We start from the raw sequence: 21,967 nt of genomic DNA on the forward strand, positions 1-21,967 counted from the left end.
GATTCGACCGTTCCGCGAGCGTCGACTCTCCGCTCACTCGAACTCGTCGCTCCGAGGACGACCGCGGTCGCCGGCAGGAGACGGCGACTACTCCGACGGGTCCCGAATCACGACGGTGCCGTCCTGTCGAACGGTGATTCGGTATCCCTGGTAGGAAAACTCGAGTTCCGCGTCGGCGTCGGCTTCGGGCGGCGACTCGAAGAGGTCGGCGACCAGATCGTCGGCCCGATCGTAGATCGGTGCGAGCTCCATCGCGTCGGTTCCCTCGACGTCGGCGACGATCTCGACGAGCCCGATCGCCGGGGCGTCTCGCGAGGTGTCGAGGGTTCGGCGCGTAACGACGTCGTCGTCGAACGGATCGGTCGGCCCGGGCATCGGTCCTACCGTTGACGAGAACCCCCCTAATCGTTTTACCGGCTGTGGCAGGCCCGACCGCGAACGCTGCCGTCCCGAATACACTTCCCGCTGGCTCGCGTACTCCGCCCGATCACATGACGTACAGAGAGGACGCCGTCAACGCTGTGCGCCGGAGTCTCTTGCCGCAGCTCCACTACCTGTTCGCGGGGACGTTCGGCGGTTACGCCATCAGCCACACCACGGCCGACGAGTACGTACTGACGGCCCACTGTTCGGAGGCTCGCCTCGAGTCGATCCTCGACGAACTGGGCTTCTCGCGAAACCCTATCGCGTCGCTGAAGGTCCGATTCGACGGCAACACCTCCGAAGGATCGTGGGTCTGGCGACCGTCACCGCTGGCCGACGAGCAACTCCACGTCGTGCTCCACGCGCTCGAGGACGCCGAGAAGGTCGACGTCTACGCCCACTGGGAGTGTTCGTGGATCCGCCACCCCTACAAACACTACGTCGCGCGGGGCTACGACGCCGAGATGGGCGTCGCGATGGCGCGGAAGTGGCTCGTCGACTACGAACAGCGGTGTCTCAACGGCTCCGACGGGATCGAGTACGAGATCGACGACTCGCTGTCGCGGGCGGCCAGCGAGTACCTCTCGCTGTCGTACTATCGCGTCGAGGAACGCATCGCCGAACTGAAATCGCGACTTCCCGGCATCGACGCCGAACGGAGTTACGTTATCGACCGCGAAGACGCGCGCGATGCCGTCTCACCGGCGATCACGGACAAATTCTGAGCTACCCTCACAGCTCGCCCGACCGAATCCGTTCCTCGGCCTCCTCGAGGGCCGCCTCGCGGTCGAATTCCTCGACGATCGCCTCGAGTTCCGACTCGTCGGCGTCGGCCAGCTCCCGGGCGTGTGCGGTCACGTTCGGCACGGCGCGGATGATGTTGTCGACGATCGGCACGTCGGCGACCTGAGGCGACCGCGAGAGCGGGTTGAGGTCGATCACGATCTCGGTCTTGGCCATCTCGTCTAACGCCTCGGCGCGGTCGCCGTCCTCTAAGGGGACGAGCACGACGTCGGCCGCGTAGATGCCGTCCTCGTCGACCTTCGCGCGCTGGTGGTCCAGATTGGGAATGCGCGCGTCGGCCTCGAGGCCCTTGACGTCCGCGGCGCCGTGCTCGCGGAGGTGGTCGGCGATCGCCTCGATTCGCTCGGGGGTGCGGTTGAAGAGGTTGACCTCGAGGTCGGCGCCGGTGGCCTCGGCCAACTCGACCATCTCGCCGGGGACGAGCGCGGCGACGTTGCCGTTGATCGAGAGCACGGGCCGCTCGGCGAGCAGCAAGTGCGCGGCGGCCGCCCGCTCGGCCTCGTCGGCGCTGGGGATCGTCTCCTCGCCGAGCAGGTAGTCGAAGGCGCTCCCCCGGCCCTCGGCGTGCATCCCCTGCAGGTGCGTGATTCCCTTCTCGACGCCCTTCTCGATCCGGTGGCGGGTGAGCAGGTCCTGGTATCTCGGGTGGTCCTCCGGAATCTCCTTCTCGTGCTCGACGTCGGCGGAGACGGTGTCGTAATCGGTCACGATCGATCACTGGATTCGATCGATAAAAAACGGCCCGATCCGGCGACTGCCCGCGGCCCCGTCGAACGGTGCCGGTCCGATCGCACTCGCGAGGATCCCGTCCAGACCGGGCGAATCGATCCTGCTACGATCCCAACTCAGAAAGCCCCGATAGGTTTCGCGTAAAGCTACTCACTCGAGGCGAGGCATCTCCACGTATGGCTACGGACCGACGAGACCGAACCCCGACAGCCGATCCCCCCGCCACGGACGACGAGCACGCCGCCCACCTCGAGCGCAGCCGGCGGGTCTGGGACCGCTGGAGCGACTGGTACGGGACGAGCGAGTCGGACTTCGAACCGATTCGCGAGGCGGCCATCGATCGACTCGACCTGCAACGGGGCGACCGCGTGCTCGAGATCGGTTGCGGCCCCGGCGTCAACTTCGAGCGGGTGCGACGCGACATCGGCGCGGAGGGCGAACTCGTCGCCGTCGACTACAGCCCCGGCATGCTCGAGAACGCGCGGGCGCGAATCGAGGCGCACGGCTGGGAGAACGTCCGGGTGCTCCGGGCCGACGCGACGACCGTCGAGTTCGACGACCCCTTCGACGTGGCGCTCGCGACGCTCTCCCTCTCCGTCATGCCCGATATCCGCCGCGCCGCGGAGACCGTTTACCGATCCCTCGTCCCGGGCGGACGCATCGCGGTCGTCGACATCCGGTCGTTTCCGAGCGGCCCCGCTCGAGTCCTGAATCCCCTCGTCCGACGGTTCCTCCGCTGGTACGCGAACTGGAATCCGGACGGCGGCGTCGTGGACGCGCTCGCGACGGTCTTCGACGAGTGCGAGGTCGTCGACACCCACATGGCCGGCACTTCATACACCGTCGTCTGCGAGAAGCGCGACGCCGGATGATAAGACGCTGAACGGCGGATTACACGGAAAATTTCCAAACGCTTCTGCGCCGTACGGAGTGTCAAGTCATCGATAATAGGTTTTGGATACGGGAACGTCAGTAGGTGAGCGTGGCACCGCAGTACAGGGAGAAAGAGTGTCTACTTGGGAGAATTTCAACGGCCAGCACTGGAAGGCATTCTGCTATTCCCAGTTCGCAGATAAGAATCACCCATGCGATTCAGACGATCGGCTGAAGAAACCGAGGACGAATCGAACGGTTGGATGGCTAAAACGAGAGGGAGGTCGAAGGAATCCACGACGGACGACTCCGGAAGCCTGGTAGAGCGAGTACGAGGGAGGTCGAAGGAATCCACGACGGACGACTCCGGAAGCCTGGTAGAGCGAGTACGAGGGAGGTCGAAGGAATCCACGACGGACGATTCCGGGAGTCTGGTAGAGCGAGTACGAGGGAGCTCGAAGGAATCCACGACGGACGATTCCGGGAGTCTGGTGGATCGAGTACGAGGGAGTTCAGCGGAACCGACGGCGGACGACTCGGGGAGCTGGTTCGATCGGGCGAGAGCGAAGTACGGACTCGGTACGCTACTCGTTGCCGCCGGAGTCGTCCTCTTTCTCTTCCCGGAACCGGTTACCTCGACCGCAGGTCTCGTACTGATCGGGGCGGGAGTCCTAATCTGGCTCGCCGGTCGGTTCCAGTAGACGAGCCAGCCGACCTACGAGAGGTCCGTCTCGAGCAGCCGCTCGACCGCGTTCGCCTCGCCGCGGCGGACGAGTTCCGACGCCGTCGAGACGGCACACTCGAGTTCGTCGGCGACCGCCTCGATGCCGGCCGCGCGCGGAATCTCGTAGTAGCCGACCTCACGGGCCGCCCGGAGCGCCGCCAGTTGACGGTCGGTAACGGGTGAATTGGAGACCGTCACGTCGTCGCTCACCCAGCGGACGTCCATGGTCATCCCGTCGGGCACCTCGTCCATCACGGCCGTGAGGGCGGACGGGTGACCGACGACCGTCAGCCGAAGCGATCGGAACGGACCTCGATTGGCGGCACGACAACGACGGTCTCCTGTGCGAGCGCGTTCAGTAGCGACAGTCCGTCCGCACCGAGCCCCCGCCGAAGGTAGAGGAAAAATCCGTCCTCGGCCGGCGTGATATCGTACTCGCGGACGTTCTCGAGGTCCACCAGCAGCGCCTCGTAGGCCTCGGGATCGCCGTAGACGAACGATGTGATCGTCTCGACGCCGTCGACCGCCTGCCCGCCGACGATGACCTCCCGGTCGATGTCGGGCGACTCGCAGATCCCCGCGTGGAGCGGTGGCACCGCCTCCGGGGCGTACTGTAGCCGAATGCCCATCGACTTCATGGCTCGAGCGTGGCGCTCGGCCCACATAAACGTCCGATCGGTATCGGATCCGAGCGAAATCGACAAAAACGAGCGTGGATCAGCGAGCGATTCGAACGGCCGCGGCCGGCGTAACCGCCGTCGCGGTTACTCCGTGAAGGTGATCCAGCCGTTGGGCGCGTGGGCCTTCACGTCGTTCATCGCCTCGCGGGCCTCGGTGCGGTTCTCGTAGGTCTGAGTGCTCTCGGCCATCGTCGTCCCGTACTCGTCGATCAGCTGCCAGACCCAGCCGTCGCCGCCTTCGGCGGTGTGGAGTTCGAAGGAGACGCTGTCGATCTCGAGGATGCTCGCGTCGGCGATCAGTTCGCGGACGTCCTCTAGGGCCGCGCGGACGGCCTCGGTCGAGTCGTGCGCTTCGGTGCCGCTCGCGATGGTGCGCCCGTCCTCGTCGATGAGCCGCCACTGCCAGCGGCCCTCGTCGTCGGCGACCAGTTCGAACGAGGCGACGTCGAAGTCGACGCGGCCGGCCATCGGTGCCAGCTGGCGCACGGCCTCGATATCGTCGAGCACGGCGGCCTTGGATGCCCCCGCACCGACCGCGCTCGCGATCACCTCGCGCTCGCGGTCGACGAGCTCCCACGACCAGCCGTCGTCGCGGTTCAGCCGGATCGCGGCGTCCTCGATGGCGAAGATCGGCGCGTCGGCGACGTGGGTCTGCAGCGCTTCGACGCCGCCGACGGCGCCGTCGCAGTCGGCGTAGGTGACCGTCGAGTCGGCGACCTCCTCGCGGTCGCGGTCGAGCAGCCGCCAGTGCCAGCCGCCGCTGTCGTAGAGCTGGACGGCGACCTCGCCGATCGCGTGCGTGCGGGCCGACGCGGCCGACTCGCGGACGTCGTCTAAGTCCGCGACGAGCTCGTCGCGGGTGGCGTGGGTGTCCCCGGCCTCCGCGACGGTCTCGCCCGAGGGCAGGACGAAGCGCCACTGCCAGTCCTCGTCCGCGTAGGGCTGGAAGATCGCGTCGTCCATCGTCCGGACGTCCGAATCGAGATGCTCGAGCAGGCGGTTCATCGCCTGGCGGGCGGCGCCGCGGGTGGGGTGGGTCGCGGGGTCCTCGGCGACGAGTTTGCCGGCCTCGTCGATGAGCCGCCAGCCCCACTCGTCGTCCTCGTTGACGAACAGCTCGAAGGCGGCGGTCTCGATCTCGAGCAGTTCGGCCTCGGGGGCCTGTTCCTTGAGCGTCATCATCGCCTCGGCGGCCTCGCCGCGGGAGGTGTGCTCCTCACCGCTGTCGGCCAGCACGTTGCCGTCCTCGTCGATGAGCCGCCAGCGCCACTCGCTGTCGTCGGCCTCGTAGACCTGGAACGCGGCGTGTTCGAACTCGATGAGATCGGCCTCGCTGGCCTGTTGGCGAACGCGCTCGATGGCGTCGGTCGCCGACTCGGCGTCGGGATGAGGCTCAGTGCTCGCGGCGACGACGTCGCGGTCCTCCGTGACGAGCCGCCAGTTCCAGTCGGGACCGGTCGGCGTCTGGCCCGCCCCGTCCTCGAACTCGAGTTCGGTGCCGCCGTCGGTCATCGCCTCGTCGACCGCCGCCGGGAGGTTGTCCCCATCGTCCGCGGCGGCCGAGGGCCCGTTCTCCGCGGGGTAGACCTCGTACTCCGCGTCGTCGATCTCGACGACGTCGGCGACGCGAGCGTGATCGCCGAACCGATCGGCGGTCTCCTCGACGGCCCCGCGGGCCGTCGCGTCGGTCGGACTTCGGGCGACGACGTGTTCGGACTCGTCGACGAGCCGCCAGCGCCACTGCGAACCCGACTCGTAGCATTCGTAGGTCGGCTCCCCGGCGACCGTGACGGCGGCCGACTCGAGCGCGGGGAGCAGCGCTTCGGCGGCCGCCTCGGCGTCGCGGCGGGAGTTGTAGTCGTCGGAGGCGGTGGCGACGACCTCGTCGCGGTCGTCGACGAACCGCCACGTCCAGTCGCCGGCGCGCTCGACGAGTTCGACGCCGACGTGCTCGATGTCGAGCAGCCGCGCCCGATCGAACCGCTCGGCGAACGTCCGGGCCGCCCCCTCGGCGGCCTCCAGCGTTCGGTGGCCGGTATCGGTCGAGGCCAGCGGCGTTCGCTCGTCGTCGACCAACTGCCAGTACCACTGGTCGCGCCGTTCCTCGTAGGTGAACGCCGCGCCCTCGATCTCGATAACGTCCGCCTCGGGGCCGCGGTCCTTGAGGAAGCTGACCGAGTTCTCGGCGCCGTCGCGCTCTTCGAACTCACCGGTGCTGGCGCCGACGACGCTGCCGTCGTCGCGGGCCAGCGTCCACTGCCAGGTCCCGTCGCGATCCTCGTAGAGCCGGAACGCGGAGGTGGTCAACTCCATCAGCCCCGCGGAACTGATCTGGGATTGGACGCGCTCGATGCTCTCGGTCGCCTCGGGTCGTGTGACCGCGCTGTCGTTGCTCGTCGCGAGCGCCTCGAGGTGGAGAACGTTCCACTTCCAGTCGCCGTCCTCGTCGCGGAAGACGGCGAACTGGGCGCCCTCCATCGCGTCGCCGGTCATGATCTCCGGATCGTCGGTCGCACCCTCTTCCTCGACGAACATCCCCTTCTGGCCCGTCAGAATGGGAACGAGAGCGGTGACGCCCGCGATCAGTCCGATCCCGAGCGTGTAAACAGAGATGACCTGAACGCTGTAGTCGGTTCCCAGATCCCGCCAGTTGTTGGGATAGGCCCAGCCGAAAAAGACGACGCCGCCGAGTGCAACCAGCAGTCCGAGCGCGCTCGCGTAGATCCCGATCCTGCGCACCGGGAGCATCAAGACGATGCCGAACAGACAGAGCGCCAGCCCCGTTGCCGCGGTGACGCCGGAGATCCTGATCAGGGTATAGGATCCCGCGCTGCCGGCGTAGCCGACGACGTAGGTGAAAATGCCGGCCGCCCCGAGCAGGTAGCCCACGATAAACACCCAGTAGCCGTAGACGTCCTTGCTCGAGTCGGGTTCACCGACGTAGTGTTCGTATAGCCGAAACAAGTTTTGGTGAATTTCACTTGATGAAGACATTCGTAAACTTGAGCAGATAACTGGAACCCATCATAATAAAGCTCCGGCCACTCGACTGATGACTGATAGGTTGTCTACCCAACAGCTACTATTCGCTCAGCAATTCCGTCGAACGCTCTCGCTAGGCGCTAATTCGGCGGTTTACCATACGAAGCGGACGAGGGGGCGATCTTATTTTCACCCCCTGATTAGCGGATGCAATTGAAGAATGTACGCGTAAATCGACGAAAGAATCCAGATTTGAGTTGCTATCGCCGCGGGCCGGCGATCGTCGAACAATCATACGCCTTCTGATAGAACGGTTCGATAGTTAACGGACAGCGATCATTTCAGCATCGCACCCGCGGGATGTGTCGCGCAGACGGTTGGCTCGTAGCCGGCGTCGGAGAGCCCCGTCCCGAGCGCGAAGACGGTTTCGCCGAGCATAGCCATCGAGGCCTGGCCGTCGACCTCCGTGACGTCGCCGATCGTTCGCGCGACCCGCTCGGTCAACAGCTCCGCTTCGCGGGCGAACAGCCGCGAGGCGTACATAAAGGAGAGAAGCGTCGGCTCTTCGACCACCCGAGAGAGCGCCTGCTTGCCGGCCGCCGAGAGCCGGTCGGTCTCGCCTGAGAGGACGTCGGCCGTCGAGAGCTCCCCGAACGTCACGTACTCGACGCGCGCCCGTGCGGGAATCGCGTCCAGCTTGTTCACCTGCGGTCCGCCCGGCTCGAGTCGGATCGGCACGCCGCCGCGGGCCTGGGCGACCACGTCGCCCAGTCCCGTCCCGGCCTGTACTTCCGCCCCGTGGGCGATCGTCACGAGTTCGTTCCAGGAGAGTTCGCGTTCGAACACGCGGTTGGCCGCCAGCGCCGTCCCCAGCGCCATCGCCCCCGAGACGCCGAAGCCCGCTCCCAGCGGAAGGTCTGACTCGGCCTCGACGCGGGCCGTGACCGCGAGCGTCTCGAGGACGGTCTCGACGGCGTCGATCTCGAGTGTCCTCCCGTCGAGGACGATCGTCGATGCCGGCTCGTCGGTCGGTTCGACCGTCACCTCGACGCCGTCCGTAAGCGTCACTCCCGCGCCGCGAGAGCCCGCCTCGGTCGGATCGTCGTCTGGGTGAGCGCTGAAAAAGCCCGTGATGTGCCCCGGTACGAACGCCGTCGCCTCCTCGCGCATTGCCCCCCGATTACGACTCGGGCGATATAACGTTGTAGATTCGATCGTTTCCACGGCCCCGCTCGGATCCGGACCCTCGATCACTCGACGGCGGACCCTCGTCGCACCGCTCGCGGGTTCGCCGTCGAACTGCCCCTCGACACGGTGGTCGCCCGTTCTCGAGAGCGAACCGTCCCGCTATCGCGTGGCGTCTCGAACGCGTCGAGTAGCGGGGCACTCTAATACACTAACTCCACCATTTTATGTTTCATCCTAGAAGTTAGAATTAAATATGTAATCTAAAAATATACTGAATGGATTATGTCGGATACCACTACTCTGGAACGATCGCGATCGACCGATGAACGGACCGCTACGAGTCGCCGGACGCTACTGAAGGCGGCCGGAACGACGGTCGTCGGTGGCGCCGGACTGGCCGCCGCGTCCGGTTCGGCGTCGGCACAGGTCCTCGGCCCCGACGTCATCGAAATCGACGACGGCCTGCTCGGGTGGAGCGCCGACGGCAGCCTCCCGGTCACGGACGAACTGCTCGTGTTCATCCACGGCTGGTTCGGCGACACCACCGTCTCGAGTCAGGCCTCGGACGTCGAGCGCTCCCTCGAGTCGGGCGGCTATTCGCCCGACGAGACGGTCGCCATCGAGTGGCCCGCGACCAACTTCAACTTCATCGGCGCGGAAGCCGACACCGAGAACGTCGGCGAGGTTACGGCCGGTCTCATCGAGGAGTTTTACGATAGCGGCGGCGGTAACGTCCGACTGGTCGGCCACTCGCTGGGCGGCCGCTGTGTCCTCTGGGCCGCGACCAAACTCAGCAGCGGCTACCAGATCGAGACCGTCGCCCCGCTGGGCGCGGCCGCCGACGGGTCGGAGGTCTGTGGCAGTCCGTGGAACGCCGGTCTGGACAACGCCTGCGAGGTTCGCAACTACCACTCGAACAACGACTCGACGGTCGGCAGCGCCTACGGCGGCTTCGGTGACACGGCCCTCGGGACCGAGGGGGCCGGCTGCGATCCCGCCCCGAACTACACGGACGTCGACGTCACCGCCAGCGTCGGCAGCCATCTCTCGTATCTGGGCGACTCGATGGTCGGGAGCGACCTCGCCGGTGCGATCAACAGCGGATCCTGTGACGACAACAACGACGGCGACGACGGAGACGACAGCTGGGGCTGGTTCTGACGTCCGATAGCACCCGCTGTGAACTACGATTCCAAGTCCTCGTCCCGTTTTTTCGCAGTGTACCGTCGTTCCCGTCTCGGCAGCCCTCTCACTCGTTTACGATTTACTAGCGACGCGACTACCGGGGTATGCGATCGTCTACGGCAACAAACGCTGGCGATCCCGCGGGGACACCGTTGGACTTCCGCTGCTCGTCCAACGTGCTCCCCCCCTCGCCGGTCAGCGGCAAGCCAATGATGGGCTCAGCCGCCGCCGGTCCGGCGAGACTTCGCTTCGCTCACGGGTCATCGCTCCCCGTTCGCTACTCGAGGCCTCCCTTCGGTCAGCCTCGCACCGCTCGTCTCGTTGGCTCCCAGGTCCGTCGCTTAGGGCGACAGACGCTGACGATCTCGCGGGAACAACGAGAGACTCACTCCGTTCGCCTCTCTGGCTCCCCCTCGCCGGTCAGCGGCGAGCCCGATTACGGGCTCAGCCGCTGACGGTCTCGCGGGAACAGCACAGCTTCTCGGATGTTGTCCAGTCCGAGAAGCGTCATGATCAGGCGCTCGCCGCCGAGGCCGAAGCCGGCGTGGGGCGGCATGCCGTACTTGAACATCTTCGTGTAGTACTCGAACTGATCGGGGTCGAGACCCTGCTGCTCGAAGCCTTCGATGAGCTTCTCGTGGCGGTGCTCGCGCTGGCCGCCCGAGACCAGTTCCATGCGCGGGTGCATCAGGTCGAAGCCGGTCGACAGTTCCGGATCGTCGTCGTGGTCCTTGATGTAGAACGGCTTGATCTCGCTGGGCCAGTCGGTGATGAAGTAGTGGCCGCCGACGTCCTGTCCGAGGGCCTCCTCGGCCGGCGTCGAGAGGTCGTCGCCCCAGACGAGCTGCTCGTCGAGTTCGCCCGTCGCGTTGATGCGCTCGATGGCCCCCTCGTAGCTGATGCGCGGGAAGTCGCCCTCCGGCACCGCGAACTCGTCGGCGATGCCGATCGCCTCGAGTTCGTCGCCGAAGTTCTCCTGGACCGCCTCGTAGGCGGCCTTGACGATGCCTTCGGCGACGTCCATGGCGTCCTGGTGGTCGCAGAACGCGCCCTCGAAGTCGATCGAAGTCGCCTCGTTGAGGTGGCGGGGCGTGTTGTGTTCCTCGGCGCGGAAGATCGGGCCGATCTCGAAGACGCGCTCGACGTTCGAGCCCGCGATCAGCTGCTTGAACAGCTGTGGCGACTGGTTCATGAAGGCCTCCTCACCGAAGTAGGTGATCGGGAAGAGCTCGGTACCGCCCTCGGTACCCGTGGCGACGATCTTCGGCGTGTTGATCTCCGTACAGTCGAACTCGCGGAACTGGTCGCGGACCGCGTTCAGCACGCCCGAGCGGATCTCGAAGACGGACTGGACGTCCTCCTTTCGGAGGTCGAGCGTCCGGTTGTCGAGTCGCGTCGAGAGGTCAGCGTCGACCTTCCCCGACGGGTCCAGCGGCAGTTCCGGGTCCGCGGGCGCGACGACCTCGACCGATTCGGGCGTGACCTCGACGCCCGTCGGTGCGCGCGGCTCTTCCTCGACGGCGCCGGAGACTTTGACGACGCTCTCGCGGGAGGCGTCGAGTCCCGTCTCGACCAGATCGTCGTCCATCTCGTCCTTCTCGAACTTGATCTGGATCTTGCCGGAGGTGTCCCGAAGAATCAGGAAGGCAATTCCGCCGAGGTCGCGGATCTCGTGGACCCAGCCGGCGACGGTGACGTCATCGCCCGGCTCGGTGTCAGCAGTGTAGGTTCGGTCCTGCATACACCTCGATTCCGGTCGCCGCAACTTAAGCGCAATCGTTCGCGGCCGTTCGGTTCGCGGACCGCTCACGCTCGGCCGTTCGTCCGAGGGCGGACCATCGACGCCGCTCGAAGCGCGGCCGAGCGGTTCCGATCGGCCTCGAGCCGTGCGATCGCAGTCGCTCGCACCACGACGAGTTTTCACGATCCGCCCCGACCGTCTGGTATGGACGACCTCGAGTCACTCGCCGACGAGATCCGGAGCGCGGACACCGTCGTCGCCTTCACCGGCGCGGGCATCTCCGCGCCCTCGGGCGTACCGACGTTCCGGGGCGACGGCGGCGTCTGGGAGAAGTTCGACGAAGGGCAGTTCACCTACGGTCGCTTCCGGAGCGATCCGGCGGGATTCTGGGACGACCGCGTCGACCTGCAGCGGGAGATGTTCGCCGAAGTGTACCAGCCGAACGCGGCCCACGAGGCACTGGCCGCAATGGGCCGGGACGGCCATCTCGAGGCGATTCTCACGCAGAACACCGACGGGTTACACGCGCAGGCCGCCGACGCGGTTTCCGGGGACTCGAGCGGCGATTCCGACGGTGCTGACGCTAACGGCGACGCCGCCGATGACAACACCACGCTCCTCGAGTTACACGGCAACGCCCGGCGCGTCCGCTGTACGGACTGTGGGCGGCGAAGAGACGCCGATCCGGTCTTCGACCGGGCCGCCGAGGGCGAGTTGCCCCCAACCTGCGACTGCGGCGGCGTCTTCAAACCCGATGTCGTTCTCTTCGGCCAACAGCTTCCGGGTACGGTCATCCAGCGCGCCCGGTCGCTGGCCCGCGAGAGCGACGTCTTCCTCGCCGTCGGCTCCTCGTTGGTCGTCGAGCCGGCCGCCTCGCTGCCTCGACAGGCGGCGTCGACGGGAGCCACTCTCGGTATCGTCAACCTCGAGTCGACGCCGGTCGACGACGCGGCCGACGTGGTCCGTCGCGAGGACGTGACCGAGGTCCTGCCGCGGCTTCGCGAACTCGTCGCAGAATAGCATCGGTTTGAGTCGGATCCGACCCGAATCAGGCGTCGCGGGCCGCCTCGACCGTCTCGCGAACGGCCTCGACGCCCTCCTCGTGAGCGAGGTCGCCGACGACGATCACGTCGGCGTGCTGGGCCATCGTCGCGGCCGAATCGTAGTCGTGGATGCCGCCGCCGTAGAACAGCGTCGTCTCGTCGGTCGCCTCGCCGGCCGCCTCGACGATTTCCTCGTCACCGAACGTCCCGGAGTACTCGAGGTAGACGATCTCCTGGCCGAACATCCGCTCGGCGACCTCGGCGTAGGCTGCGACGTCGTCCGGCCCGAGGTCGCAGTCGGCTTCGGTGTACTCCGCGACGTCGGCCTCGGGGTTCATCACGATGTAGGCTTCCGTCCAGGTCCGGTCCCAGTCCATGTCGTCGTCGGTTCGCACCCACTCCTTGTGGGCGCCCGTGATCCAGAACGGCGAGCCGGCGTTGAAGACGGTGGGGATGAGATACCCCTCGAGCGCCCGGTTGTCGATGACGACGTCGGGACTCGAGGGCTCCTGGTAGAGCGGCACGTCGTGTTCGGCGCAGGCGTCGACGACGGCCTCCATGTTCTCCTCAGTGATTCCCATGGTGCCGCCGACCTCGATAGCGTCGGTACCGGTCGCACAGAGGTCTCCGTAGGTGACGCCCTCGGGGAGCTCCTTGTCCGGGTCGATCTTGAGAATATGGTTCCAGTCGTCCCAGGGGCAGGCAGTCATACCGCGTCGTTTCCCGACAACCGGCAAAAACGCTACGAAACGGCCCCTGGCGGAGAACGACCGCGAGTAACCTCACGAGGCCCGTTTACGACGACCGTTCGTCGACGCGTTCGGAGACCGTCAGGAGGTCTCGAATAGCCGTCAGCGCCTCGTCGACCGCAGCCTCGTCGATCGTCGTCGCGTCGCCGTCGAGCGCTTTGTCGCCCTCACTCGAGTCGGAACCGATCGCCGGTACTGACAGTCGGAGGACGAGCGCATCGCCGTCGGTCAGCAAATCCGTCGCCGGCGGAATCGCGGTCGCGTAGCGTGCGGCGAAGGCCCGGAGATGCACAGCAGCGCCGGGAATCCGGAGCTCGACGGATCCCGCTGACAGCGCGTGAACGAGCAGGTGGTCGTCGGCCAGCGACGGGGCGTCGATCGCGACCGTCGATTCCTCGGAGGTCATCTCGCCGCTGGACTCGAGGTCGAGGTCGCGATCGAGGTCGGAACCGGCGCGGAACTCGAACGCGGGTTCGCGCTCCGTCGCGAGCGACCGGTAGGCGTCGACGACCGACGGCGGTCCGCCTGTGGAATCGCGGTCGCCGTCGATCGCGGACGCCAGCAACGCCGCCCGGTACGCTCCCCGATCCGTGCCGCGGGCAGCGAGTCGGTCCCGGAGCCACTCGAGCGGAACCGTCGCGTCGATCGTCGGGTCGGTGTCCGTCGCCGACTCCTCGAGACTGTCTGCCGGTGCGAGCAGGACGACCCGACAGTCTCCTCGTCGCCCCTCGAGAGCGTCCGCGTCATCGTCGGCGCTCGAGCCGAAATCGGTTGCGACCGTCAAAACGAGATCCACTCGTTCGTTCTGCTCCCCGCGTTCGAGTACCACCTCGAGGACGGACGCGGACCGTCTGCGAGCGGTATCGAAATTAGCGGTCTCGACGTCGCCGAACGAATCCCGTGCTTCGAGGTCCGTCACCGATTCGGTCTCGGTCCCGATATCGATCTCGAGACCGATCGCCTCGAGCAGCCACGACCGAAACGCGTCCGAGAGCGACAGTTCCTCGAGGACGATCAGCGCGACGTCCCGAGGCGTGACCGATTCGAAGCGAACGGAATCCGCGGGCGTGGGCATGTCTCGGTGCTGTTGGGCCGTCGCCAAGAGCGTTCGGTTCGCGTCGACGACCGACGCTCGAGGAGTCTCGCGTCGAGGACCGCTGAACCGGGCCGGCCGATGAGTCGGATCAGCGCCGCGACCGGTACGCACCGACGGCCCCGAGGAGACCAATCGCGGCGACGGCGGCGCCGACGGATCCGAGACCGCTCTCGTCAGACTGGTCGTCGGTGTCGGTCCGAGAGTCGTTGTCCGCGTCTTCGGCTCCGGAGTCGTCGCCGGGGTATTCGAGTTCGGTGTGATCGCCGACCTCCTTCTCGAAGTGCGTGTGGACCTCGGTTCCTTCGAGGGTCCCCTCCAGATGGACGACGTACTCGCCGGGTTCCGTGAAGATCACCGGAGCCTCGTACACGCCGGGTTCGCCGTGTTTCTCGCTGACCTCGAGCGGGGTTTTCTCGCTTCCCGAGGCGTCGATCGATACGGTTAGCGTCTCGGCCTGTCCGTCGACCGGCTCTCCTGTCTCGTTATCGACGATTTCGAACTCCAACCACATCCGCTCGCCGGTGACAAGCGGTTCGTCCGCTCCGCCGAAGGTGACGTCGTAGCCGTCGAGCTCTTGGGTCTCGTGGGCTACAACGGGTCCGACGGCGACGGTCATCAGTACTGTGATCACGACGAGTGCAGTGAGCGGTTTGCGCCAGCGCATGCGAGATGGGACGTAATCTCATCTCGAAAAGAATCTGGTTCGATTCTCTGGTAGCCGTATCAGGAACTATATAGCAATATTTCGGCCGATTCAAGCGTTACTGGCGAGCTCATTCACAGAAGTGACGATATATATACAGTTTCTCGGCCTGTCGGCGTGTACGCATAGTGAAACGAATGCCGCGTTCGTCCGCATCGCTATCGGACGATCCGATTTGAAAGCGCGCGAGGACGACTCGAGGATTGCTCGCGAGAGCAGCGAACCGAGAGAGACGGAAATCAGCGGGTTCGGACGTCTAGACGTACTCGAACCACTCGTCGTACTCGTCGGTCTCCCGCTCGACGACCTCGAAGAACTTCTGCTGAATTTCCTCGGTGACCGGGCCGCGAGAGCCGTCGCCGATGACGACGTTGTCGACCTTCCGGATGGGCGTGACCTCGGCCGCGGAGCCGGTGAAGAACAGCTCGTCGGCCGTGTTGAGTTCGCCCCGTGAGATCGAGACGTTGTCGTGGACCGTGTAGCCGAGGTCCTCGGCGATCTCGATCACGGTGTCGCGGGTGATGCCGTCGAGGATGGACTCGGAGAGGCCGGGCGTGTGGAGCTCGCCGTCGCGAACGAGGAAGATGTTCTCGCCGGGGCCTTCGGCGACGTTGCCCTCCTTGTTGAGGACGATCGCCTCGGCGAAGCCGTTCCGGCGCGCCTCCTCGCCGGCGAGCATGCTGTTGACGTACAGTCCCGTCGTCTTCGCGTTCGTCGGAATCTGGCTCGAGGCGTGTTTCCGCCACGAGGAGATCATGACCTCGATCCCCTCTTCGAGGGCTTCCTCGCCGAGGTAGGCGCCCCACGGCCAGACGGCGATCGCGGTGCGCGTCGGGCAGTCCTTCGGACTGACACCCAGCGAGTTGTAGCCGTAGAAGGCGACCGGCCGGATGTAACAGGACTCTAAGTCCTGGCGCTGGATGAGCTCCTTCGTCGCCTCGGTGAGCTCCTCCTTCGTGTAGTCGATATCCATCTCGTAGGGCTTGGCCGACTGGAAGAGCCGTTCTAAGTGTTCCTCCCAGCGGAAGATCGCGGGGCCCTCCGCGGTGTCGTAACACCGTGCGCCCTCGAAGACGCCGCTGCCGTAGTGCAGTCCGTGCGTGAGGACGTGGACCTGCGCCTCGTCCCAGTCGACGAACTCGCCGTCCATCCAGATCGTGTCGACGTCCATCTCGTCGAATCCCATGATCGAGAGTGTTACAAGCCACCGTACTAAGTGTTCGCGGTTTCGGGTGCGAAAATCGAACCGAGCGGCGTTGCTTGCCGTTGAATCTTACTCAAATGCGGCCGTGATGACGACCGACTGGGGACGCAGGATGCAGACGGCGAATCATCAGATAGCAGTCTTCCGCTGCGGATGACCAGTATCCGTCTCGAGACGAGATCGGAGAACAAACGTGATCGACTGGGCCGAGCGCTGCCTACTCGGAATCGACGGGGTTCTCGAGCAGGCCGTCGACGAGCCGCGTAAATCGATCGACCAATCGGTCCGGCACCGTCGGTGAGATCTCCGAGAGCAGCGGCGCGGTTCGGTCGGGTCGGGACAGCGAGAGTGTGACGCGATTGCGCTCTCCGTACTCCTTCTCGACGATGTCGCACTCGACCAGGTTATCGAGGTGGTACTCGAGGGTGCTCCGGGCGATGTCGAGTTCGTCCGCGACCGCGGCCGGTCGGCTAGAGCCGCGCTCGATCAAGAGGAGGACGATCTCGCGGGTCGTCTCGCGGCGAAACAGCGCCAGCGCGGCGCGCTCCCACTCGTCGTACTGCGGGGGATAGTAGTGGGTCTGCCCGTAGAGTTCCTCGCGAACGAGTTCGTCGGCGTCGATCAGCCGACGAACGTGATACTGGATCTGTCCCGGCGCGTACGTCGACTCGCGGACGAGTTCGTTGAAGTGGATTCCGGCGTTGGCCCGAACGTGTGCCCTGATCTGTCGTCGTGTCTCGCTCATTGTGGACGTGGTCGTCGTGATCGATGCCCCGCCAGCGGGGCTGCTATCATCGAATAGCGACCACGACCGGATAACGGCTTCTGCTCGTTCCCGACAGCTGGGAACGGGTCATACGACCCGTCTTGATGGGATAATCGGTGAAATATGAAATCGACGCAGACGCGAGCGAGTGCTCGAGATGCCCGTCTTCGATCGATTCGATGTGAGACGGATGATCACCGTGGTACGACGACTCGTGAACAACCGAAGCGCATAGGTAGCGTTCCCGCCCAGCTAGTGTATCGCGGATGGAACATACGAGTCCCCTCGACATCCCGTGGCTGGATCCGCAACTGGCGCCGGTGTTGATAGTCGTGATCGTCCTCGCCGCCGTCGGCACGACGATCCTCTTTTGCTGCGGGCTCGTCGCGTACTCGAGACGGCGCTCGCCCCGGTATCTACTGATTACGGCCGTGCTCGGACTGCTCGTGGTTCGGTCTGTCGTCGGCCTCGGTACCGTGTTCGGCGTGGTTCCGATGACGGTCCACCACCTCGTCGAACACGGGTTCGACTTCGCGATCGCCGTGCTCGTCCTCTATGCGGTCTACCGAAGCGGACCGATGGCCGATACTGAGACGAACCGCGAGCGTCCCTCGAAGTCCGACGATTAGTCTCGAACGACGGCCGAAAATCCCGCTACCGAACGCATCTGCACGTTTCAGCGTGACGCCGCGTTACTCGTCGTCGAACTCGAGGGCCACCGAGTTAATGCAGTAGCGTTTGCCCGTGGGGTCGGGGCCGTCCTCGAAGACGTGGCCGAGGTGGCCGCCGCAGTTGGCACACAGGACCTCGGTGCGGCGCATCCCGTGGCTGTTGTCTTGCCGAGTCTCGACGCGGTCGTCGTCGACGTCGTAGAAACTGGGCCAGCCGCAGCCGGACTCGAATTTCGTGTCGCCGTCGAACAGTTCGGCGCCGCAGCCGGCGCAGGCGTACGTCCCGTCCGCTTTGTGATCGACGTACTCGCCGCTAAAGGGCGGTTCGGTGCCGGCCTCGCGCAGGATGCGGTACTCCTCCTCGCTCAGTCGATCGCGCCACTCGGCGTCGCTGTCCGGAAGGTCGCCGTCAGCGTCGTCGCGGGGCTGATCGCTCGTATCGTGTTCCATGGAGTTCCCTAGGGGAGAGACGCCTAAGAGTCTGTGCGTTCCGACGGGGTATCGAGTCGCAATCCGTTGTTCGCGGTTCTATCGACTCGTGATAACGTCGGTACTCTCACAGTCGGGACACTGTGTCATACGGCCCAGTTTCGGGACGTCGATGCGACGCCACGCGTCGTCGCCGCCGGGCGCTTCGAACCCGCAGTTGCGACACCGGGACAGGCCGAGGCTGGTCGAGTTACTCGCCATAGATCGATCTATGCGACACGGTCGCATAGAAGTTGTTCACGGTCGCGCTGACAGTCACCGATCGGAATGAAACTATCAGTCTCGTTCGACCCCACCGGATTCGAACGTGGGCCGTGCGCGACGGTGTTGCGACACGGTTCGGCGTCTAGCTGATGGTTCGACAGCCGACAGCATCAGTCGGATCGAGACGACTCCACGTCGGCGCGACTCTGCCCGTAATCGGTCGCCCGATCCGATGATCGGTCGGTCAACCCGTCGCTCGATCCCTCGTCGACGGCCAGCGGTGACTCCGCGTCCTCGAGGAGCGTCTCGAGCCGATCGAAGACATCGATCGTCCGGTCGCCATCGCGACAGGGCGCGACGTGGAGGAGTTCGTCGCCGTCGAACTCCGCGACCGCGATCGTCGGGAGCCGCCAGACGTCGTGTGACTCGCCCGTGATCGACGACTCGACGTGCGTGTTTCGGAAGAACGGCTCGAGCCGGCGCCCCGTGCGAGCCGCCCAGTTCTCGAAGGCCTCGAGTCGGCGCTCGATCCGACAGAGCTGGGGAATTTGCATCGCTCGCTCGGGTCGATCGACCTCGATTTCCTTGCCCCAGACGCTCACGTCTACCGACTCGATCGGCGCCTGCGACTCGAGATCGGAGAGCTGCTCGAGAGCGCGTTCCTGCGTCGGACCGGCGCTCGCGGGGGCGAACGATCGGATCCACAGTTCGACTGACGTCGGTGTTGTAGTGGGGTTCGACACGTATCTGAGCCGTCCACAGATGTGTACAAAAGTGTTGTCTGAATCATAATTTGGATTGAAATAATGGTTGGCGGCGGCCGTGGTGATTTCCGCGTCGCGGGCCCACCAGAGAGCGTGCGAACGCTACTGATCGGTCGTGGTGGTCCACACTGGCGATTGCCGACACCTATTGGCGACCAGCACCGAAACGCACACATTCAGGGTCCCCGGTCGCCAACGCTTCAGCAATGACCGTTTCACGAACCGTCGAACTCGAGGGGCACATCATCGACTCGGGGACGATGGGCCACTGTTTCGGGGTCGTGATGGACATGGGCGGCGAGTTCGAGGTCGAGGAGTTCGAGGTCGGCCGCCACAAACACGCGGAGACGTACTGCCGGATGCGCGTGATGGCCGAGAGCGAGGACGACCTGCGGGCGATCCTCCACGAACTCAACCAGCAGGGCGCGACCGTCGCCGACCCCCGCGATGCGACGCTCGAGGCGGCGCCGGAGGACGGGGTCGTCCCCGTCGATTTCTACTCGACGACCAACCACCCGACGTTCGTCCGCGTCGACGGCGAGTGGGTCGAAGTCGAGAACGTCGAGATGGACTGTACTCTCGTCGTAGACCGAGGCGAAGACGGCGAGGACCCGCGCGTCTACACGAAGGTCCTGAACGCCGTCGAGGAGGGCGATCTCGTCGTCACCGGCGAGACCGGGATCCGCGTCGAACCGCCGGAACGCCCCCGCAACGGCAGTGGTTCGTTCGGCTTCATGCAGGGCGGCGTCTCGAGCGAGCGGCCCTCGGCGTCACTGATCGAGGAGATCGCCGACGAGATGCGCGAGGTCCGGGAAAACGACGGGAACGTCCTCGTCGTCTGCGGCCCGGCGATCGTCCACTCCGGCGGCCGGGACGCGCTCGCCGACCTCGTCCGTGCGGACTACATCGACGCGCTTTCGGCCGGCAACGGCTTCGCCGTCCACGACCTGGAGCGCGACCTCTACGGCACCTCGCTGGGCGTCGACACCGAGAGCCTCGAGCACCCGCGAAAGGGGCACAAACACCACATCTACACGATCAGCGAGATCGCCCGCCTCGGCGGGATCGAAGAGGCCGTCGACGAGGGCGTCGTCGACGAGGGCGTGATGTACGAGTGCGTGCGCAACGACGTCCCCTACGTCCTCGCGGGCTCGATCCGCGATGACGGCCCGCTCCCGGACACGATTACCGACTCGATCGCGGCCCAGAACGCGATCCGCGAGCAGGCCCAGGAGGCCGACATCGTGCTCATGCTCGCGACGCTGCTCCACTCGGTCGCCGTCGGCAACTGCCTCCCCTCGACAACCAAGACCGTCTGCGTCGACATCAACCCGGCCACCGTCACCCAACTGCTCGACCGCGGCAGCGCCCAGGCCATCGGCATGGTCACCGACATCGGGACCTTCATCCCGATGCTCGCCGAGGAACTGCTCGAGTAACTGCCGCCGATCGAACTGCGTTCTCGTTTTCCGCTGGGTCAGATTCGAACGATACTCTGGCGATAGAGCCTCTAGCCAAATGGGGTTTCTTTTGGACAATACCATTGGCTATTTCCGATAGACTTAGTTAGTTGAATTATGTATCCGAACCATACGATGGATCGACGATCAACACCGACACCGACGCGCCGACGGTGGCTCGCAGCCTGCGGCGGCGCATCGGTCGGTATTGCCGGTCTTTCCGGCTGTACGGGTAGTGACGATTCGGACGGCGAAAACGGTACTTCTGAATCCGACGGCGACGGTGAGAAACCCGATGAAAACGGGACCAACGGCAGTCACAACGGCTCGATCGGCGAATCGTGGCCGATGGCACGGTTCTCGGCGAACAACGGGATGGTTACTGATGAGTGGAGCGGACCTGAAGGTCCGCTCGAGGAACGGTGGACGGTCGAAATAGAAGATGGAGCGGTTTCAGGACCTGTTGTCGGTCACGGCCTCGTCTATGTCGCGGATGAGACGTCGACACTCCACGCGATCGACCATACGACTGGCGACGTCGAGTGGACATACGAACCGGAACTGCCACCGGAGACACCTCCAAATCCGCAGTGGGAACCGACGACGCCCGCGGTAACTGACGACGCCGTGTACTTTCTTACTGAAACCCTGTATGCACTCGAGCCCAAGAGCGGTGATGTCTTGTGGTCGATCGAACTCGGGTCCCTGTACTCTGGAGACATTCGTGTCTACGATGGGATCGTATATGTCCACAACGGTGGAAAACTATACGCAATTGATTCTAATAACCAAACTATCGTCTGGGAGGATGAAGCTAGTTCCACACAGGATATAGCCATCGGAGATGACGGCATGTTCTACGTAGTTCGGCGAACAAACAATGGCCATGATTACGAGGTAATGGGAATTGACATTTCGTCTAAGGGGACAGAGTGGACGTATTCTCCACCGGGAAACGTAGCCTCCGGTTTTGGATTACTGGTTCGTGATGGAACAGTATATCTTAACGAGATGGAAAAGCTACTGATGATTGATGGTGTAACTGGTGATGTCGAAATACTCGCCGAATTCGAACAAACGAGCGAACTTGTCCCAACAACCGGTCGTGCACCAACAATCGCAGACGGAATTGCCTATTCCCCGGCTCCGAGCAGGTATCCTGCTGTCCAAGCAGTCAATTTAAGCACTGGTAAAGAACCCGATATATGGGATTCGAGTGCTCTTAAAAACGGACCAACAGGCATCCAACCGTTCGTTACTGATGGTACACTCTACGTTTGGCGTGATCCAGGATATGTTCAGTTAGATGCTATTAATACTAAAACTGGAAAACAACAATGGACAACCCATACAACAGATCACATTGACTTAATCGGTGGGCGTATCAGAGGATACGCAATCCTCAGCGATACTGTGGTGTTCACATATAACTCTGGGAGTGGTAGTACTATCAGTACACTCGAACCAGAATAGTCATTGGGAGAAGCAT

The 21,967-nt window shown here is 64.6% G+C and carries 20 protein-coding genes and 1 pseudogene; 7 read left to right on the top strand and 14 right to left on the bottom strand.

The genetic code is table 11. From position 1 onward, the window contains the following. Positions 1–87 precede the first annotated feature (87 nt). The gene (locus HTUR_RS13200; protein ID WP_012943820.1) at positions 88–375 is read right to left on the bottom strand and encodes a HalOD1 output domain-containing protein; all 288 of its coding nucleotides are present in this window, start codon (positions 373–375) and stop codon (positions 88–90) included. Between the two features lie 116 nt (positions 376–491). On the opposite strand from HTUR_RS13200, the gene HTUR_RS13205 reads away from it, so the two are divergent. Beyond that, entirely contained in the window at positions 492–1,148 is a 657-nt protein-coding gene (locus HTUR_RS13205; RefSeq protein WP_012943821.1) for a hypothetical protein, read from the top strand. A gap of 7 nt (positions 1,149–1,155) precedes the next feature. Here HTUR_RS13205 and HTUR_RS13210 read toward each other — a convergent pair whose 3' ends face one another. Further along, a complete protein-coding gene (locus tag HTUR_RS13210; RefSeq protein ID WP_012943822.1) occupies positions 1,156–1,935 on the bottom strand; it encodes a 4-phosphopantoate--beta-alanine ligase in 780 nt (259 codons plus the stop codon). 197 nt (positions 1,936–2,132) lie between these two features. Here HTUR_RS13210 and HTUR_RS13215 point away from each other — a divergent pair, with 197 nt between their 5' ends. Beyond that, entirely contained in the window at positions 2,133–2,828 is a 696-nt protein-coding gene (locus tag HTUR_RS13215) for a class I SAM-dependent methyltransferase (protein ID WP_012943823.1), read from the top strand. 716 nt (positions 2,829–3,544) lie between these two features. Here HTUR_RS13215 and HTUR_RS13225 read toward each other — a convergent pair. The 3 genes and pseudogenes from HTUR_RS13225 to HTUR_RS13235 form a co-directional block, all read right to left on the bottom strand. Further along, positions 3,545–4,191, bottom strand: a pseudogene (locus HTUR_RS13225) (helix-turn-helix domain-containing protein). Between the two features lie 126 nt (positions 4,192–4,317). Beyond that, positions 4,318–7,227, bottom strand: a complete 2,910-nt coding sequence (locus HTUR_RS13230; RefSeq protein WP_012943824.1) for a DUF1508 domain-containing protein — start codon at positions 7,225–7,227, stop codon at positions 4,318–4,320. Between the two features lie 324 nt (positions 7,228–7,551). After that, entirely contained in the window at positions 7,552–8,385 is an 834-nt protein-coding gene (locus tag HTUR_RS13235; RefSeq protein ID WP_012943825.1) for a pantoate kinase, read from the bottom strand. Between the two features lie 300 nt (positions 8,386–8,685). Between HTUR_RS13235 and HTUR_RS13240 the strand changes: the two genes are divergently transcribed. Next, positions 8,686–9,564 (top strand): esterase/lipase family protein, encoded by an 879-nt coding sequence (locus tag HTUR_RS13240; protein WP_012943826.1) that lies wholly within the window; start codon positions 8,686–8,688, stop codon positions 9,562–9,564. Between the two features lie 460 nt (positions 9,565–10,024). Here HTUR_RS13240 and aspS read toward each other — a convergent pair whose 3' ends face one another. Next, a complete protein-coding gene (aspS, locus tag HTUR_RS13245; RefSeq protein WP_012943827.1) occupies positions 10,025–11,329 on the bottom strand; it encodes an aspartate--tRNA(Asn) ligase in 1,305 nt (434 codons plus the stop codon). A gap of 204 nt (positions 11,330–11,533) precedes the next feature. On the opposite strand from aspS, the gene HTUR_RS13250 reads away from it, so the two are divergent. Then, positions 11,534–12,349, top strand: coding sequence for an SIR2 family NAD-dependent protein deacylase (locus HTUR_RS13250; RefSeq protein ID WP_012943828.1), 816 nt, complete (start codon positions 11,534–11,536; stop codon positions 12,347–12,349). Between the two features lie 28 nt (positions 12,350–12,377). On the opposite strand, the gene HTUR_RS13255 is transcribed toward HTUR_RS13250, so the two are convergent. The 5 genes from HTUR_RS13255 to HTUR_RS13275 form a co-directional block, all read right to left on the bottom strand. Next, the gene (locus HTUR_RS13255; protein ID WP_012943829.1) at positions 12,378–13,082 is read right to left on the bottom strand and encodes a phosphoglycerol geranylgeranyltransferase; all 705 of its coding nucleotides are present in this window, start codon (positions 13,080–13,082) and stop codon (positions 12,378–12,380) included. A gap of 85 nt (positions 13,083–13,167) precedes the next feature. Beyond that, positions 13,168–14,196, bottom strand: a complete 1,029-nt coding sequence (locus HTUR_RS13260) for a hypothetical protein (protein WP_012943830.1) — start codon at positions 14,194–14,196, stop codon at positions 13,168–13,170. 109 nt (positions 14,197–14,305) lie between these two features. Continuing rightward, on the bottom strand, positions 14,306–14,881 hold the full coding sequence (locus HTUR_RS13265) for a FixH family protein (protein ID WP_012943831.1): 576 nt from the start codon (positions 14,879–14,881) through the stop codon (positions 14,306–14,308). A gap of 295 nt (positions 14,882–15,176) precedes the next feature. After that, positions 15,177–16,106 (bottom strand): branched-chain amino acid transaminase, encoded by a 930-nt coding sequence (locus HTUR_RS13270; protein ID WP_012943832.1) that lies wholly within the window; start codon positions 16,104–16,106, stop codon positions 15,177–15,179. Between the two features lie 235 nt (positions 16,107–16,341). Then, positions 16,342–16,869 (bottom strand): winged helix-turn-helix transcriptional regulator, encoded by a 528-nt coding sequence (locus HTUR_RS13275; protein ID WP_012943833.1) that lies wholly within the window; start codon positions 16,867–16,869, stop codon positions 16,342–16,344. A 287-nt stretch (positions 16,870–17,156) separates the two neighbouring features. Here HTUR_RS13275 and HTUR_RS13280 point away from each other — a divergent pair, with 287 nt between their 5' ends. After that, positions 17,157–17,519 (top strand): DUF7471 family protein, encoded by a 363-nt coding sequence (locus tag HTUR_RS13280; RefSeq protein ID WP_012943834.1) that lies wholly within the window; start codon positions 17,157–17,159, stop codon positions 17,517–17,519. Between the two features lie 63 nt (positions 17,520–17,582). Here HTUR_RS13280 and msrB read toward each other — a convergent pair whose 3' ends face one another. From msrB to HTUR_RS13290, 3 genes are all read right to left on the bottom strand, one after another. Next, on the bottom strand, positions 17,583–18,011 hold the full coding sequence (gene msrB / locus HTUR_RS13285) for a peptide-methionine (R)-S-oxide reductase MsrB (RefSeq protein WP_012943835.1): 429 nt from the start codon (positions 18,009–18,011) through the stop codon (positions 17,583–17,585). Between the two features lie 78 nt (positions 18,012–18,089). Further along, positions 18,090–18,251, bottom strand: a complete 162-nt coding sequence (locus tag HTUR_RS27420; protein ID WP_012943836.1) for a hypothetical protein — start codon at positions 18,249–18,251, stop codon at positions 18,090–18,092. Positions 18,252–18,424: 173 nt separating this feature from the next. Further along, entirely contained in the window at positions 18,425–18,997 is a 573-nt protein-coding gene (locus HTUR_RS13290; protein WP_012943837.1) for an HTH domain-containing protein, read from the bottom strand. Positions 18,998–19,224: 227 nt separating this feature from the next. On the opposite strand from HTUR_RS13290, the gene HTUR_RS13295 reads away from it, so the two are divergent. After that, positions 19,225–20,457 (top strand): ornithine cyclodeaminase, encoded by a 1,233-nt coding sequence (locus tag HTUR_RS13295; RefSeq protein ID WP_012943838.1) that lies wholly within the window; start codon positions 19,225–19,227, stop codon positions 20,455–20,457. Between the two features lie 156 nt (positions 20,458–20,613). Beyond that, the gene (locus HTUR_RS25560) at positions 20,614–21,951 is read left to right on the top strand and encodes an outer membrane protein assembly factor BamB family protein (RefSeq protein WP_081443499.1); all 1,338 of its coding nucleotides are present in this window, start codon (positions 20,614–20,616) and stop codon (positions 21,949–21,951) included. The last annotated feature ends 16 nt before the right edge of the window (positions 21,952–21,967 follow it).

It is taken from the genome of Haloterrigena turkmenica DSM 5511 (assembly GCF_000025325.1).
GTDB lineage: Archaea > Halobacteriota > Halobacteria > Halobacteriales > Natrialbaceae > Haloterrigena > Haloterrigena turkmenica.